This window comes from Nostoc sp. UHCC 0870, assembly GCF_022063185.1.
Taxonomy (GTDB): domain Bacteria; phylum Cyanobacteriota; class Cyanobacteriia; order Cyanobacteriales; family Nostocaceae; genus Trichormus.
In genome coordinates this window covers 3,931,272-3,948,090 of record NZ_CP091913.1, presented here as the reverse complement: position 1 = coordinate 3,948,090, position 16,819 = coordinate 3,931,272, and the positions used below count along the sequence as shown (strand labels likewise).

The window sequence follows — 16,819 nt, the reverse complement described above, 5'->3', positions numbered from 1 at the left end:
TATTATTTATTTAGCAGCAAAATAGATACAATACCGAAAGCATATACGTGAGAAATCTATCTTTTGATACTTGCTATATTAACCATCTATGCCCTCATTACCTCAGCTTCTCTGGCTACGATGCTTACAATCAATTATTAACTGTTCACCACTGACGGTTGAGCCAGAAACACTAGTGTCAGAGGCAATCTCACAAATGGATGAGGGAGGGACTGGTATCGTTGTAGTTGCTGATTCACAGGTAGTAGGGTGGTTATCAGCACAACAGTTGGTCAAGCTTATGGCGTTGGGTGTTGACTGTACAACAACGAAAATTTCTGCTGTCATGCAACAGCACACAGCAATGACAATCAAACCTTGCCAATTGCTGAATATAGCCACCGTACTTTCACGGTTACATCAATATCAATCAAGTTGCTTATTAGTTATAGATGAACAAGGTAAACTAATAGGAACAGTCACAGCTGAAAGTATTTTGCAATCTCTGGAAATACCAGCAGATAGTAGTACACCAGAATCAGTAGTAGGGAATGTTTCAGAGGCGATATTCAAGACTGAAGCTAGTACCTTAAATGAATTTTGGGGACAGCAAAGCATAGATGTTAATGAAGAGAACACAGCCAAATTAAAGTTAGCACTGGAGACAACCAAAACAATTTATTGGGAACGGAATCTTACTAATAATCAAATCTATTTCTTGAATAATGTTGTTGTGGGTAGTGAGCCAGAAGCAAAGGGGACAGTTTATTGGGATGAAGTGATGACTTTAGTACATCCTGATGATCGAGAAATAGTTGAGCTGGCTAACCAATCAGCGATCGCTAATCTTGGTTCATTTGAGATAGAGCATCGGTTACTCATTTCAGGACAAACATCTGCTTATAAAAGGGTTTTAGCCAGGGGAACAGTCCTAAGAGATAGGATAGGTAGACCCACTCGGATGATTGGAGTCACGATGGATATTGACCATCGCCTAGAAGCACAGGCTAGCTTAACACAAGCGAACCAAGAGCTAGAAATGCAATTAGCAGAACGCGCGATCGCCCTGCAACAAAAAAATGAGCAACTGCTGGCAGAACAAACAGCTTTAGCCACAAGTGAAGAACGTTTTCGTTTTCTGGCAGAATCTATCCCCCAACAAGTGTGGATTACTAGAGCAGATGGTTATTGTGAATATGTCAACCAACGCACCCTGGACTATTTCGGCACTACTCCAGAACAAATATTGGGTTGGCAGTGGGAGAAATTTGTCCATCCCGACGATCAGGAAAGGTGTCTAGCTGCTTGGAGTCATTCCCTAGCTACAGGTGCTAATTACGAAATAGAACTGCGGCTGTTGTCGGCAGATGCTATCACCTATCGTTGGCACTTAGGACGCGCCTTACCTTTACGAGATCATGAAGGTAATATAGTCAACTGGTTTGGTACTAACACCGATATTCACGATCTTGTTACAGCCAAAGTTTCCTTGAGAGAGAGCGAAAGCCGCTATCAAACCATAGCGAAAATCTCTCCTGTAGGCATTTTCCGCACAGATGTTAGTGGTAATTGTATCTATGTCAATCAATGTTGGTGTGAAATTGCCCAGATGACCCCACAAGAGGCGGCGGGTCAAGGCTGGGTTCGGGCTATTCATCCCGCCGACCAAGAACACGTATGGCAACAGTGGTATGAAGCGGTAGCCAACAACCAAGTATTTCGTTCAGAGTATCGATTTCAACGTCCTGATGGTAGTTACCGTTGGGTTATTGGTCAGGCAGTTGCCGAGAAAGAAGAGACAGGCAACATTCTTAGTTATGTTGGCACAATTACCGACATTAGCGATCATAAACGCACAGAGGAAGCTTTGGCAGAACGAGTCAGGTTAGCAGACTTTCGGGGTGAAGTTGATACTATTCTGACTCAAAGTTCCACCTTACAAGAGATGATGCGCCACTGCACCGAGGCTCTAGTCAAAAATTTGGATGCTGCCTTTGCCCGGATTTGGCTACTAAACCCCCAAAACAATGTCTTAGAATTACAGGTCAGTTCAGGGATATACACCCACATTGATGGGCAACATAGGTCTGTACCATTAGGTCAGTTCAAAATTGGTTTAATTGCTCAAGCAGGTCAACCCTATCTCACCAACTCTGTACAGGACGACCCCCGCATCAGTAATAAAGAGTGGGCTAAACAGGAAAGTATGGTTGCTTTCGCTGGCTATCCCTTAATAGTAGAAGGGGAAACCTTGGGAGTCATAGCCCTGTTTTCTCGCCAAATCCTCAGAGAATCTACCTTTACTGCCTTGGGTATTGCTGCTCACGAAATAGCTATTGGCATCAAACGCAAACAAGCTGAAGTAGCCCTACAAGAAAGCGAAGAACGATTCCGTAACTTGGTGGAGACTAGCAGTGATTGGGTGTGGGAAGTAGATGAAAACATTATCTATACCTATGTCAGTCCCAAAATCAGAGATATTTTAGGTTATGAACCACAGGAATTATTAGGTAAAAGTCCCTTAGAACTGTTACCGCCTGAAGAATTGGAACGTGTATTGAGCATCTTTGAGCCAATTGCAGCTGCTCAACAACCATTTAAATGTCTAGAAAACATTAACCTCCATAAAGATGGGCATCTAGTAACTCTAGAAACTAGTGGCGTACCAATATTTAATGCTGAGGGGAAATTTTGTGGCTACCGAGGCATAGATCGAGATGTCACGGCTCGTAAACAAGCTGAGTCGAAATTGCGGGAGATACAGGCGCGACTACAGGCGATTTTGGATAACTCACCGGCGGTCATTTACTTAATAGATACTCAAAATAGATTTGTACTGGTTAATCACCAATACGAAAAACTATTTCATACCACTCAAGACGAAATTGTAGGCAAAAGCATATACGATGTTTGGCCTCGTCATGTTGCTGATGGCTTTGCAGTTAATAACCACTTGGTTATTGCAGGTGGTAATCCCATCGAAGTAGAAGAAATAGTCCCTCAAGAAGATGGTTTATACACCTACATTTCTGTTAAGTTTCCTTTAAAAGATAGTAATGGTGTTTCTTATGCTGTCTGTGGTATATCTACAGATATTACAGACCGCAAACGGGCTGAAGAAGAACTGCGTCAAAGTGAAGAATATTTTCGCTTATTAGTAGAAAGCATTAAAGACTATGCAATTTATATGCTTGACCCCCAAGGTCAAGTCATGAGTTGGAACTCTGGTGCAGAATGTATTACTGGATATCAAACCCCAGAAATCGTTGGGCGGCATTTTTCCTGTTTTTTCCCACCAGAAGAGATTGCTCAAGATATACCACAGCAACAGTTAGAGATGGCAGCAGCCCAGGGTAGATGTGAATGTGAGAGTATTTTTGTTCGCAAGGATGGCTCAAACTTTTGGGCAAACTGTATTTTAACGGCATTACGAGATGCAAGCGGCAATTTGCGAGGATTTTCTAAAGTAACCCGCGACATTACCGATCGCAAATTAGCAGAAGAATCTCTATTACGTTTTCAAAAAGCCATAGAAAGTACGAGTGATGCTGTTGTCATCACTGACGTTAGGGGTGTAAGTATTTATGTTAACCCAGCCTTTGTGGGATTATATGGTTATAATCTAGAGCAACTAGAGGCGGCTGGGGGAACTTGGGTGATTTCCCAACAGCCTCAAGACAGTCAACAAATATTAACTGCTATCCATCGGGGACAGTCTTGGCGCGGTGAAGTGACGATGCGATCGCGCACAGGTCAAATCTTGCAAGTTGACCTCCGCATTGATGCCATTAAAGATACTAAGGGCAAAATTTTCGGCACAGTATGTATTCACACTGACATTACCAAGCGTCAGCAAGTAGAGGAAGGATTACGACTGCGCGATCGGGCGATCGCTGCTAGCAGTAATGGCATTATCATTGCCGATGCGAGTATCCCCAACGGGCCAATCATTTATGTTAATCCTGCCTTTGAGAGAATCACTGGCTATTCCTACGAAGAAGTGATTGGACAAAATTTTCGCTTATTCCATAGTGCAGAGATTAATCAACCAGGGTTACAAGAACTTAATGCTGCTATGCAAACTGGAAAGGCTGGTACTGTCATCCTCCGCGACTACCGTAAAGATGGCAGTTTATTTTGGAGTGAGTTAAATATTTCCCCAGTTTACGATCATACAGATAAACTCACTCATTACATTGGCATTCAAACAGATATCACTGAACGTCAACAAGCAGAAACAGCACTACTAATTAGCCAACAGCGACTCCAATATTTACTGACATCTAGCCCAGCCATTATCTATGCTTGCAAAACCTCTGGCGATTTTGGTGCTTTGTTTATCAGCGAAAATGTCAGCACTCTACTTGGCTATGAAGCAGCGCAAATTACAGAAGATTCTAGCTTTTGGATAAGTCGTATCCACCCAGAAGATATCCCGCAAGTGGTTGCCAATCTTGCCAATGTCTTACAGCAAGGGCATTATAAGCTGGAATACCGCTTTTTACATCAAGATGGGACTTATCGTTGGCTATACGATAAAGGCAAGGTAGTGCGAGATGACATCGGTAACCCAGTGGAACTAGTCGGCTACAGGGCAGATATTACAGATCGCAAACAACTAGAAGAAGAATTAAAAGTAGGACTAGAGAAAGAAAAAGAACTTAGCGAACTCAAATCCCGCTTTGTCTCCATGACTTCCCATGAATTTCGCACTCCTTTAAGTATTATTCTGTCTTCCTCAGAGTTACTAGAACATTACCACCACAAATTGACACCGGAAAAACAACTTACACATCTAAACCGGATTCAAACTGCTGTTAAGCGCATGACTGAAATGTTAGATGATGTTTTGATCATTGGTAAGGCAGAAGCGGGAAAACTAGAGTTCGTACCCCAATCCTTTGATTTAGTTGCATATTGCCGTCATTTAGTCGAAGAAACTCAAGTACATTTTAGTAATTACCAAATTGATTTTACCAGTGAAAAAGAATCTATTGAATGTTGTATGGATGATAAATTGCTAGGACATATTCTCAGTAATTTACTATCTAATGCCATCAAATATTCACCTGCTAATAGCCATATAAAATTTATGCTGAAGACTTTAAATGGACAAGCTATATTTGAAATCCAAGATGAAGGAATTGGGATTCCCCCAGAAGATATTCCCCATTTATTTGAATCTTTTCATCGTGCTAGTAATGTAGGCAATATCCTAGGCACTGGATTGGGATTAGCTATTGTAAAAAAATGTGTAGATATTTATAAAGGTGAAATTTTTGTCAAAAGTATACTAGGAGTTGGTACAGTATTTACTGTTAATCTGCCCTTAAATAATCAAATATAAATTGAGGCAATAATGATCAAGATTTTAGTCATTGAAGATGAAGAGCTAGTACGTGAAAACATTTTAGACTTACTAGAAGCAGAAGATTTTGAAACTGTAGCAGCAGCCAATGGCAGAATCGGCATAAATTTGGCTCTAGAAGAATTTCCTGATTTAATTTTGTGTGACATGATGATGCCAGAAGTTGATGGCTATGGCGTACTCACAGCATTGCGTCAAGAACCATCAACTGCGGCGATTCCCTTTATTTTTTTGACAGCAAAATCTGCCAAAGCAGATTTTCGTCAAGGGATGGATATGGGTGCAGATGATTATCTGACTAAACCATTTACACGAGCAGAATTATTAAGTGCGGTGATGAACCGTTTAGAAAGACAAGCCACTTTGAAGAAATACTTCATCAATCAAAACCCAATTAAAACTACATCGCCGAAAATGCAGTTAGTAGCGATGAGTCTCAATCAAGTTATTAAAAAACAAAACTTTCAAGAATTTGAGGTACATTACCAACCGATAGTCGATGTGAAATCTGGTAAAATTGTTGCGGCTGAAAGTTTATTACGTTGGCAAAGTCCTGAATTAGGTTTGGTGTCTCCCGCAGAATTTATTCCATTGGCAGAGTCTACAGGGTTAATTATTACAATTGGCCAATGGGTAGTAGAAAATGTTTGCCAGCAAATCAGGACTTGGCAGAATGCAGGTATAGACCCTTTGACTCTTAGTGTAAATTTATCAGCAATAGAATTTAATAGACCAGATTTAATTAAAAAAATAACTAATGTTTTAAAGAAAAATAATTTAGATCCGAAATATTTAGAATTAGAACTAACCGAAAGTATGATTATGCAGGATTTAAATAATGCAATCTTTACTATTCATGAATTGCAATCTCTAGGAGTTAAAATTGCTATTGATGATTTTGGTACAGGCTACTCTTCTTTAGTTTATTTGAAAAATTTGCCTGTTAATACCCTGAAAATTGACCGTTATTTCATCCATAATGTCGCACAAGATCCTCATAAATCTGCAATTACAAAAGCTTTAATCGAAATGGCACATAACATGAATATGCAGGTGATAGCTGAAGGTGTCGAGACAGAAGCAGAATTATGTTTTTTACGAGAAAATCACTGTGATTCCATGCAAGGATTCTTATTTAGTCGAGCATTGCCATCAATAGAATTTGAGAGTTTCTTATGGAGTAAGAAACAATTATCTGTATAACGATTCATTATTTATTGCGTTAGCGGAGCGGGACGTTAGTCCATTGCGAATTGGTTTTATGTGTGTTCCATTCGGCTTCGAGTTATTAGTTTTTAAGTTTGGTAATTGGTGCTAAATAAAATTAGGCAGAATATAGTCGCTTACCAATTACTCAATTTTAAATAGTATAGATGATTTAATTTAAAGCATTTGGATTTTAAGGAAATATTATTTTTCAAAAAATATGAGCAAAGTTTTAGTTATTGAAGATGATATAAATGTACGCCAAAATATTTTAGAACTACTCGATAATGAAGGCTTTAACTTAATTGAAGCTGAAAACGGGCAAATTGGCGTAGATTTAGCCCTAGCGGAAATGCCTGATTTGATTCTGTGTGATGTCATGATGCCAGAATTAGATGGTTATGGAGTATTAAAGGGATTGCGTCAAAATCCGACAACAGCAATGATTCCTTTAATATTTCTCACGGCTAAATCTGACAAAACCGACTTTCGCCAAGGTATGGAAATGGGTGCAGATGATTATATCGTCAAACCGTTTACCAGAGCCGAGTTGTTAGCTGCGATCGCTTGTAGATTAGCCAAGCAATCTACTATTCACCAAGAAACTCAGAAAAAACTAGATAATTTACGTAATAGCATTGCGCTGTCGCTACCTCATGAAATGCGAACCCCTCTGAATGGTATCTTAGGTTTTTCACAAATTCTGATGGAAGAAAGTGAGTATCTTGACTCACACGCGATCCGGGAAATGGCAGAATCAATTTATTGTTCTGGTGAACGTTTATTTAGATTAATTCAAAATTTTTTACTGTATGCAGAATTAGAAATTATTGCCACAGATACACAACAATTAAAAGTTCTGCAAAGTAAAACCACAAAATTTCCTACATTGGAATTGATTGATATCATTACCGAAAAAGCTGCAAAATCAGGAAGACAGGAGGATTTACAGATAGATTTATATCCCTGTTATATCAAAATTTCTCCAGAGAGAATTTCTAAGATTGTAGAAGAATTAATTGATAATGCTTTGAAGTTTTCTTCACCAGGAACTTTAATTCAAGTTAAAAGTAAAGCTATCAACAATATGTTAGTTTTATCTTTTACTGATCAAGGACGGGGAATGACTGCTGCTCAAATTGCCGAACTGGGAGCTTATCGGCAGTTTGAACGCAAACTTTATGAGCAGCAAGGCTCAGGATTAGGGTTAACCATTGTTAAACGTTTGGCAGAATTGCACGGTGGTAAACTCACAATCCAGAGTCAACCACAACAAAAAACTCTGGTTCAGGTGATATTGCCTTGTAGTGAGGAAAATGCCTACTATGAAAAAGCATTAGTGATTGACCACACAAAAGTGCAATTACCTTAACCTTTCACCGATTATCAAGTTCGGATAATTAGTTATGTTTCCCACAGTCCTTACACCCCACCCCTTAATCCCCTCCCCGTGAACGGGGAGGGGAGACAAAGCCATCCCTTTGGCGGGGTGGGGTTCTTCGGGTAGCAATCAAGCGGATATGATATGACAGAGGACAGGGAAGTGTCACCTATCCTCTGTCCCCGTTGTTTGTGCAAAGTTATGGGCTTTCTGTATTAATAGCTGTAATACAAGTCAGTTGAATAAAAGCTTTGGCACTGCTCAAAATCCGATCGCTCGGTTAGGCAATGCCGTAAGCTAGTTGGGTATGTAGATTTGGCTGACTCAAATACCATTATGAAGAATCGATGTTTGCGATCGCGTTCAGTTTTTGTAGAACTTAGTGTATAAATTGTATGATTTGTATTTTAAACGGGAATTAAATATTCTAGGTTGGTGGCAAGGTAATGGCAAAGCGATCGCTCCAAGCATCGGATGAAGGCATTAGAAAAGCTAAACGTGCTTTTAAGCGCAAAGGTTGGACGCAAGAATACTTAGCGGCTGAGGTAGGTTTAGAAACGCGTCAACCAATTTGGAAGTTTTTTACTGGTAAACCAGTTGATCGCCATGTCTTCCATGATATCTGCTTTGTTCTTGATCTAGAAACATCAGAAATTGCCCAAAATACTCCTGTAGATGAAGCTGCGCCTTTAGATACCCCTGACAATAGCACCTTAGATATTGATGTCTTAGTACAAAAGTTGCGCTCTGTTCATCATGAGAGGATTCAAGCTCAGTGTGGTATTTTGCACCTTTTAGATATTGCCAAGCCGATTAACCTCAATGATCTATATATTGATGTGAATATTTGTGAGGAAATTAGCAGCAGAAGATGGCTGAAAATTGCTGATTTACAAAATTTAGACTCCTATGAAGTCAACGGTAGTGGTTTAAGTAGAGTATGCCAAGAAAGAGTTTCTGGCTTAGATGCTGTGAAAAAACACTCGAAAATGCTAGTTTTAGGCAAACCAGGCTCTGGAAAGACTACATTTTTACAATCAATAGCTATAAGTTGCGATCGCGGATTTTTTCAACCTGATTATCTGCCAGTTTTTATCAATTTAAAAAACTTTGCTGAAGAAATTAGAGAGTCCAGCAAAATTAGTTTATTAAATTATATCCATGAAGATTTTATTAATTTTGGTTTTTCTGAAACAGAATTAACTACAGTTTTGTATCATGGGAAAGCTTTAATTTTATTAGATGGCTTAGATGAAGTCATAGGAGAAGATGCAGAAATTCTGATTAATAAAATACGCAGTTTTATTAATAAATTTTACAAAAATCAGATAATTATTACTTGTCGTCTAACTTCTCAATATCTTAATTTATATGGATTTACAGAAGTAGAAATTGCTGATTTTAATAAAAAGCAAATAGCTGCTTTTGCTCACCGATGGTTTTTGGCATTTGCAAAAAATTCGCCATTGCAAGCGCATATATTGGCACATAAGTTTATGCGAAAACTGGAATTAGCAGAAAATGCTCAACTTCTAGAGTTAGCCACTACACCAATTTTATTAAATCTCACTTGCTTAGTTTTTAAATCTGTAGAGGATTTTCCCGCTAACCACTCGGAACTTTATAAACAAGCATTGGATGTGTTACTGGTAAGGTGGGACGAAGCCAGAGGAATCAAACGAGATCAAATTTATCGTGACTTGTCTTTGCTAGATAAAATTAAGTTACTTAGCCATATTGCTGCCATTAGTTTTAAGCAAGGGACTTACTTTATCACTGCAACTAAAATCCAGCAAATTATTGCTGATTACCTATCTAGTTTACCTAATAGCATCACTGATACAGATGCTTTAGAAATCGCCAGTATAGCTGTTTTAAGAGCTATTGAAATTCAACATGGGTTACTCATTGAACGTGCAAGAGGAATCTATTCTTTTTCTCATTTAAGCTTTCAAGAGTATTTTACAGCTAGAGAAATTGTTGCTAATGCCAACAGCGAAATACTCCAAGAATTTGTCAATCATTTACATGAGCAGCGTTGGCGGGAGGTTTTTTTACTTAGTGTAGGAATGTTAAATCCTGCCGATGATTTGCTGCAATTAATGAAGGAGAAAATTGATAGTTTGGCGAGTCATAGCCATCAATTATATGAATTTTTAAAATGGTTAAAAGAAAAATCTTCTCAAGTAATAGCTGCTTATCACTGTGCTAGTGTGCGTGCTTTTTATTTGACAATTGCTCTTCCTCCAGAACATCCTCTAGCCTGCAATCAAGATTTGGCGATATCTTTGGATCACCAACTAGCTGGTAATTTGGCTGGAGATTTAGCTATAGATTTAGCATTGACTCATGCACTGGCTGTGAGTCTCACTATGACTGCTGATATTTTTTTTCAACGGCTTGTGGTTTTAAGGTTGTCTCTTGACTTGAAATATTTACTAACTAATCAACCATCTTGGCAACTTTCTCTACAAGATTTAGCTAATCAACTACCTCATCCCCATCAAGATAGAGATACACTGAAAATATGGTGGCAAACTCATGGTAAAGCTTGGACTGAGGAATTGCGATCGCTCATGATTAACACTCGCCAAATTGGTTATAATTGGCAGTTCAATGAGCAGGATTGGCATTGTATACAACAGTATTGGGATGCTAATAAATTACTGTTAGAGTGCCTCAATAGTGCTACTAATGTTAGTTCTAATGTTAAAAGGACAATAGAAGAAAATTTGTTTTTAATAGGAGAATATTGATAATATTATGTCTCAAATAAAACTGAAACATGGATTAGTTATTAGTTTAATGTTGAGTTTATTTTCTACTACTCCAGCCATTGCTCAAGAAATATATATTGACAGTACGTGCAAACAAAATCAGCAATTAGACGAGTTTGATAGATTTACAGTTATTTCCAAATATGAATTTCAAGCCCAAGGAAGAAGTTATTGGTTTTATTCAGGTCAGTATATAGATGGTTCTCCAATTGTGTGTATTTCTCGATCAGAATTTAGACAAGCAAAAACCTTAAAAATGCAACAAATACAATCTGGTTACATCGATAAAATTGCTAAAGATCCACGCAATAAAACAGCCTTTCTTGTTACCGTCCGTTATGGTAATGGTTCTTATGTACCAATAACCCAATATCGACTCAATTTGTCCACACCAAACAAACCTGTATTGACAAAAATTAGGTCTTGGAAATCATGAAGAAAATTGCAATAATTAAGGTGTTTTTGTGTATATAATTGGTCTTGTTAGGGAACACCAAAAAATAAATTATCCGCAATTGATGGTTGGGTAGGGTGCGTCAGTATGAATAATTTCTGAGTATAGTTAGGTTCTATCGCACTGACGCACCCTACAATTTGGATATTTTTTATCTGGAAGTCCCTTAGTTGCAATAAATCGCGTCTTTACATGAGTATTTTAGCCAATATAAGGGTATTGTGATGGTTTTATTTTTAGTAATTCTTCCCAGTATCTTATAGCATTATTTTGAGTGGTTTTTGTGTCACGCAATTTGTGAACTCTAGCTATTTCCCAAATACAGTATGTAAGTTTGATAGCACTTAATAAATGAATAAAACCTAAAGCTTTAAAATGTTGTAAAAACAAATGTACTAAAATTTTGAGTTTTTGTTGATGACGAAAATACATCCACCATTTAATTTGATGAATAGCGATACTGGTGCGATAACCTAATATTGTTTCTACTTGAGTAAATTTATCTTTAATTTGATAGTAATAAGAGATTTCCTGATCATAATCACCAGCTTTTTGGACTAAAACAGCCATATCAGATAATTGATAAGCTTCACTAATTAAATTACCTGCCGTTTCTGCCTGCTGTTGAGCATAACCAAGCTTCATATATATGGTAGCTGCTGCTGAAGCTAATTCTGTAAACTTTTCAGCATCATGTAACCAATATATTTGTGCTTGTAGTTCTCCTAATGTAGTTGCTAAACTCTCATTCATATTCAATCTAAATTGTCTGATTAGTTAATCTAGTAGTGAATCACCACAGTAATATTCGCGTCCTTGCTGAAATGATTAAGAAAAAATTGGCTATCCACCTACCCAAAAATCGGACTTTTGAGAGGTGACAATAACTGAATTTCGATTCTAAATTTAGAAAATTGTGTATATGTTTTTAATTTCATGAATGTCTCTAAATATTTATTGTTGCTGGGTTGCTTATTCATCGCAACAGGTTGTGACCAAAATCGCACCTCTTTAGATAATCCCATACTGCAAGCATCTACTCCTGCGGCTCAAATGGCAGAGAATTCTACACAGGTAAAAGATGTCATTCCGACGGAAACACTTTCACCCCAACCCATCCGCATCAACTTGCAGAATTTACCTGCACCCTTCGCCACAGATAGCGCATCCAAACCGCCTCAAGTTGTACCAGTTCCCGAAAAACCAATAGACATCTCCGAAAACAGTCAAAGCCTTTGTTTGGCTAGGCTGTAGCCACTAAATGCAATCATCTTAAATTAGCTATTCTGTACGATGAAATAAGACTTTGAGATATTTGCTGTTGATAATTAGGCAAAAATATCTAGTTATATGCGATAATTTTAACCTGATGATATAGCTGATATTTCTAATGGTAATATTAGCCCTCGAATCCGTAACCTTACTAGCCCACAAATCGTCAAAATTACTTGCTTATATTTGCGGGTATTTAACCTAAATCTCTCTTGGACAACTCGAAAGATTTTGACTGACCGTATTCGATGTTCAACAAAGATTCGTTTAGATGAAAATATTTTGTTCTGTTCTTTCTGTTCAGTTGTTAGTTCTTGATTTCTTGGTTTCTTAATTGGAGTTGTAATTAAATCTTCTCCAAGATATGCCTTATCTCCTTTAAATCTTTGTTTGGCATCAAACTCTGAACGATATTCTCGGAACAAAGTTATATCGCTTTTTGGACCAGGTTCACCTGCCACAACATCAACGATATCACTAGCATCAGGTAAAATAATCATTTGAGTTTTAAATGTATGATTACTCTTCTTACCTGAAAAATATTTCTTTTGTTCATCATTGTCTCTAGGTCTTTCTCTGACTTGTTCATAGCTATCTACTATTAATTCATATTCTGTGAGCATTTCTTTTACTACTTCATAGTCAGAAGCGTTTTTTTTTACTTGTTCAAGCAAACTTGATGGCAGTAATTCTCGCAAGTTAGGCAACCAATAGTTAAACGTATCGTTGGCTGTAGACTCACTTACTTCAAACTGAATACCTAGAAGTTGAAAGGTTGTCAGATGTCGGAGATACACTAAAGTTAAAATGATTTGTTCAGAAATAGATAATTTTGGTTTCCGACCTCCTCCACCAGCAATAATTCTCACTTTCTTAGATTCCAGTAAAGCTTTTTTTTCATGATATAATCTTTCCCCATTTATGATTAATTGTTGTAACTGTTCATATTCCAGACCTATTAACCTTTGGGTTTGTTTAGGATTCTCTTCAATGTAATTCAGTATATTGCTCATGCTTCTGTGTCAAAATAACGCTTTAATGTTCTTTTATCACAGAATAATACTATTTTGGAGATGTCTAATACTCAAAGTACCATCGGGTTTTACAGTTAATGTTTTTGCTGATGGTTTAAATGCACCACGCTGGTTAGCTTTAACGCCTAGCGGTGATGTGTTGGTGACGGAGACTAGACAAAATCGGATTCGTTTGTTGCGAGATACCAATGGTGATGGGGTGGCTGATGTCAGTCAGACCTTTGCTAGTGCATCCAATGGGCTGAATATTCCCTTTGGTATGGCTTTTAGTGGTGATTCCTTCTTTTTGGGTAATACCGATGCGGTTTTAAGGTTTCCTTATAGTCAAGGACAACAGCAACTAACGGGTAATGGTGAAAAAATCGCTGATCTTCCTGGTGGTGGTTACAATCAGCATTGGACAAGGAATGTAGTAGTTTCACCTGACGGTAACAAGCTATATGTTTCTGTGGGTTCTCGTTCTAATGTGGATGAAGAGGAATTACCACGGGCTTCGGTACAGGTGATGAACTTAGATGGTTCTCAGCAGCAGACTTTTGCTTTTGGTTTACGTAACCCCGTTGGTCTAGACTTTCACCCAGTCACCAAGGAACTTTATACCACAGTGAATGAACGGGATGGGATTGGAGATGATTTAGTTCCCGACTACTTGACGCGCATTCGACAGGGGGAGTTTTACGGCTGGCCTTATACTTACTTCAAACCAAGTAATCTTGATCCTCGTCAAACAGCGAATGGTAAAAGTAAACGTCCAGATTTAGCAGCCCGTACCCGTAACCCTGATGTATTATTTCAAGCCCACTCAGCCGCCTTGGGGTTGCAATTTTATGATGGTGAGACTTTTCCCCAAAAGTATCGTAATGGGGCTTTTGTAGCTTTTCGTGGTTCTTGGAATCGCGATCGCGGTACTGGTTACAAGATTGTATTTGTTCCCTTTAATACTCAAGGACGACCACAAGGCTACTATGAAGACTTTCTAACTGGGTTTTTGCTTAACCCTTCTATTCCCAGCACTTGGGGGCGACCTGTGGGATTATTAGTTTTACCTGATGGGAGTTTATTAGTTACAGAGGAAGCTAATAATCGGATTTATCGGATTCAGTATACAGGAGTTAGCGAATAGAACGAATGACTAATTCGAGACAATTTATTATCTAAGGGTAGGTGACAGCAGCCCTTACTTATAGATAATATTTTTGCGGATTGCGCTTAGTTTTATCTGGTTTCAGTTAGGTTTCTGGAAAACAGTAATATTCTTTTAGCTCAAAAATTTTAGTTATGACTCAGAATGAAGATAACGCTCAATTAAATAGCAATGAGTCTTCCTGTCACTCAGGCTCGCGTTACTGGGGTAATGTAGAAGTCATAGAAGAGGGAGAAACCTATAGAATTAGTCGCATTGAAATCAAGCCCAGACACGGTATTAAGCCACAAATCCATTATCACCGCAATGAACACTGGGTTGTAGTCTCTGGTGTGGCTAAGGTGATTTGCGGAGATGAAGAAGTCTTACTAAACCGTAACCAATCAACTTATGTACCAGCTGCAACGCTGCATAAGGTTGAAAATCCAGGGTCTATTCCCTTAGTCATTCTGGAAATTCAAAATGGTGAATATTTGGGCGAGGATGATACTGAACGTCCTTATGATTTAAATGTGGTTAAGCCTGTGGCTGAGAAGTAGAAGCGATTGGGGATTGGCGATTGGCGATTGGGGACTGGGGATTGGGGATTGGGGGAATAATTTTTTCTTTCTCCCTTGTCTCCTTCCCCTACACCCCTACACCCCCACACCCCCACACCCCTACCTCTTCTAAAACCATCCTTCTTGTTCTAAGGTTTCAATTAGCTGCAAGCCACGGGGGTCGCCTACACCTAATAGTGAGGCTTTGGAGTCTTCCCGCACGCCTAAGTCTTTTTCTTCGGCAAAGGACTGGATTAAAGCATCGATCGCTGCGGCATAAACTACATTAGAGGGTAGTTCTTTACACAGTTGTCCTATAGCCCACGCACTGTTACTTCTGACTGCTGCTACTGGGTCTTGAAATAAGGCTTCAATTAGGGGGGGTATTGCTCCGATAATTGCTTCGTAACCGACATCTGCCATTTGTGCTAAGGCACTAGCAGACCACAAACGCACGGCGGAAATATCGGTTCTTAAGGCATCTGCTAGGGGTGCTAAACAACGGCGATCGCGACAATTCCCTAAAGCCCAGACTACACCTTTGCGTACATAGCCGTTCCAGTCTCGATTTAGCTGGTTAATTAATGGTTCAACTGCATCGGTACTGGGATTGCGCCCAATACCATAAGCTGCACTCACCCGCACTAATGGACAAGTATCAGTCAATAGGTCTATTAAAAGGGGAGTAGCGCGTGGGTCTTCAATATCGCAAAAAGCACGAGCAGCCAACATCCTTTGTTGACGTTGGGGGTTTTGCAGCAGTGCTAACATTTCGTCTGGGTCAGGTTTTGGCAATTCTGACTCAGCCGTGATTGGTTCTAGTTTATCTAAGGGACTCTCTAAATCCTCCTCGATATCGAGTTCGAGTATACTTAGTTCTTCTTCGTCATACATATACTTTTATCTTGCGGAGTGGTATTTACACATAACCATCCGTACTAATTTATTAAAGCTTTATTTTTATCGTAACCATTGTACACTTTCTCATCCATCTCATACGGGGTGAGTTGGGAATTGGGAATTAGGAGTAGGAGAGAAAGCAATCCCCAATCCCCATTAATTAATGACTAATGACTATCAAGTTGCTTTAGCATCCAGAGAGATTGGGTTTGATAACCTAGCTGATTGTAGAGATTTAGGGCGGCTTGGTTGGATTTAAATACTTGCAATCCGATTTGGCGATCGCCTCTTTGAATTGCCCAATTCTCTACATAGCGCATTAATGCTGTACCAACGCCCCGCCGTCGATGTTCTGGGAGGACGTAAAGTAAAAAAATGTGAGGATGGCGTGTGCCGGTCACTTGATCTATAGCATTTCCTACCCAGAGACAGGCGACGGGAGAGGGAGGAGAAAAGGGGGATGATGTTGCTTTATCTTCCTGGCTTCCCTGCTCTCCTACATCCTCACCCAAAAAATCCACCCACCACAAGGGGGTATCTTTGGAGAAGTATTGCTCAACGGTTCTGGCTAGATGGGCAAAATCCTGTTCTGGATATATGTCTTGGTAGGTGCGCTGCATGAATTTGACTAGCAGCGATCGCTCCAAGGTAGAACCACGACGAATATAATAGCCCGGTATTAACAATTCAAAATTCAAAATTCAAAATTTTACTCACCTGTCACCTGTCACCTGTCAGCTATCACCTATCACCTATCACCTGTCA

The 16,819-nt window shown here is 39.0% G+C and carries 12 protein-coding genes; 8 read left to right on the top strand and 4 right to left on the bottom strand.

The window, feature by feature from the left end:
• Positions 1-175: 175 nt before the first annotated feature.
• The 5 genes from L6494_RS16570 to L6494_RS16550 all read left to right on the top strand — a co-directional run bounded on the left by L6494_RS16570 (position 176) and on the right by L6494_RS16550 (position 11,147).
• Positions 176-5,326 (top strand): PAS domain S-box protein, encoded by a 5,151-nt coding sequence (locus L6494_RS16570; RefSeq protein ID WP_237988808.1) that lies wholly within the window; start codon positions 176-178, stop codon positions 5,324-5,326.
• A gap of 12 nt (positions 5,327-5,338) precedes the next feature.
• On the top strand, positions 5,339-6,550 hold the full coding sequence (locus L6494_RS16565; protein WP_237988807.1) for an EAL domain-containing response regulator: 1,212 nt from the start codon (positions 5,339-5,341) through the stop codon (positions 6,548-6,550).
• 223 nt (positions 6,551-6,773) lie between these two features.
• Positions 6,774-7,925 (top strand): hybrid sensor histidine kinase/response regulator, encoded by a 1,152-nt coding sequence (locus L6494_RS16560; RefSeq protein ID WP_237988806.1) that lies wholly within the window; start codon positions 6,774-6,776, stop codon positions 7,923-7,925.
• 455 nt (positions 7,926-8,380) lie between these two features.
• Positions 8,381-10,690, top strand: coding sequence for an NACHT domain-containing protein (locus L6494_RS16555; protein WP_237988805.1), 2,310 nt, complete (start codon positions 8,381-8,383; stop codon positions 10,688-10,690).
• A gap of 7 nt (positions 10,691-10,697) precedes the next feature.
• Positions 10,698-11,147 carry a hypothetical protein gene (locus L6494_RS16550; protein WP_237988804.1) on the top strand — a complete coding sequence of 150 codons (450 nt, stop codon included), beginning with the start codon at positions 10,698-10,700 and terminating at the stop codon, positions 11,145-11,147.
• 219 nt (positions 11,148-11,366) lie between these two features.
• On the opposite strand, the gene L6494_RS16545 is transcribed toward L6494_RS16550, so the two are convergent.
• Positions 11,367-11,918, bottom strand: coding sequence for a hypothetical protein (locus tag L6494_RS16545; RefSeq protein WP_237988803.1), 552 nt, complete (start codon positions 11,916-11,918; stop codon positions 11,367-11,369).
• Between the two features lie 183 nt (positions 11,919-12,101).
• Between L6494_RS16545 and L6494_RS16540 the strand changes: the two genes are divergently transcribed.
• Positions 12,102-12,419 (top strand): hypothetical protein, encoded by a 318-nt coding sequence (locus L6494_RS16540; protein ID WP_330911019.1) that lies wholly within the window; start codon positions 12,102-12,104, stop codon positions 12,417-12,419.
• A gap of 107 nt (positions 12,420-12,526) precedes the next feature.
• On the opposite strand, the gene L6494_RS16535 is transcribed toward L6494_RS16540, so the two are convergent.
• Complete coding sequence (locus L6494_RS16535; protein WP_237988802.1) at positions 12,527-13,450, bottom strand: transposase; 924 nt, start codon at positions 13,448-13,450, stop codon at positions 12,527-12,529.
• A 25-nt stretch (positions 13,451-13,475) separates the two neighbouring features.
• Between L6494_RS16535 and L6494_RS16530 the strand changes: the two genes are divergently transcribed.
• Together L6494_RS16530 and L6494_RS16525 are read left to right on the top strand one after the other, a co-directional pair.
• Entirely contained in the window at positions 13,476-14,594 is a 1,119-nt protein-coding gene (locus L6494_RS16530; protein WP_237996062.1) for a PQQ-dependent sugar dehydrogenase, read from the top strand.
• A gap of 155 nt (positions 14,595-14,749) precedes the next feature.
• Positions 14,750-15,154, top strand: a complete 405-nt coding sequence (locus L6494_RS16525) for a phosphomannose isomerase type II C-terminal cupin domain (RefSeq protein WP_237988801.1) — start codon at positions 14,750-14,752, stop codon at positions 15,152-15,154.
• Positions 15,155-15,283: 129 nt separating this feature from the next.
• Here L6494_RS16525 and L6494_RS16520 read toward each other — a convergent pair whose 3' ends face one another.
• Both L6494_RS16520 and L6494_RS16515 read right to left on the bottom strand, forming a co-directional pair.
• Positions 15,284-16,048, bottom strand: a complete 765-nt coding sequence (locus L6494_RS16520) for a HEAT repeat domain-containing protein (RefSeq protein WP_237988800.1) — start codon at positions 16,046-16,048, stop codon at positions 15,284-15,286.
• Between the two features lie 173 nt (positions 16,049-16,221).
• Entirely contained in the window at positions 16,222-16,752 is a 531-nt protein-coding gene (locus L6494_RS16515; protein ID WP_237988799.1) for a GNAT family N-acetyltransferase, read from the bottom strand.
• Positions 16,753-16,819 lie beyond the last annotated feature (67 nt).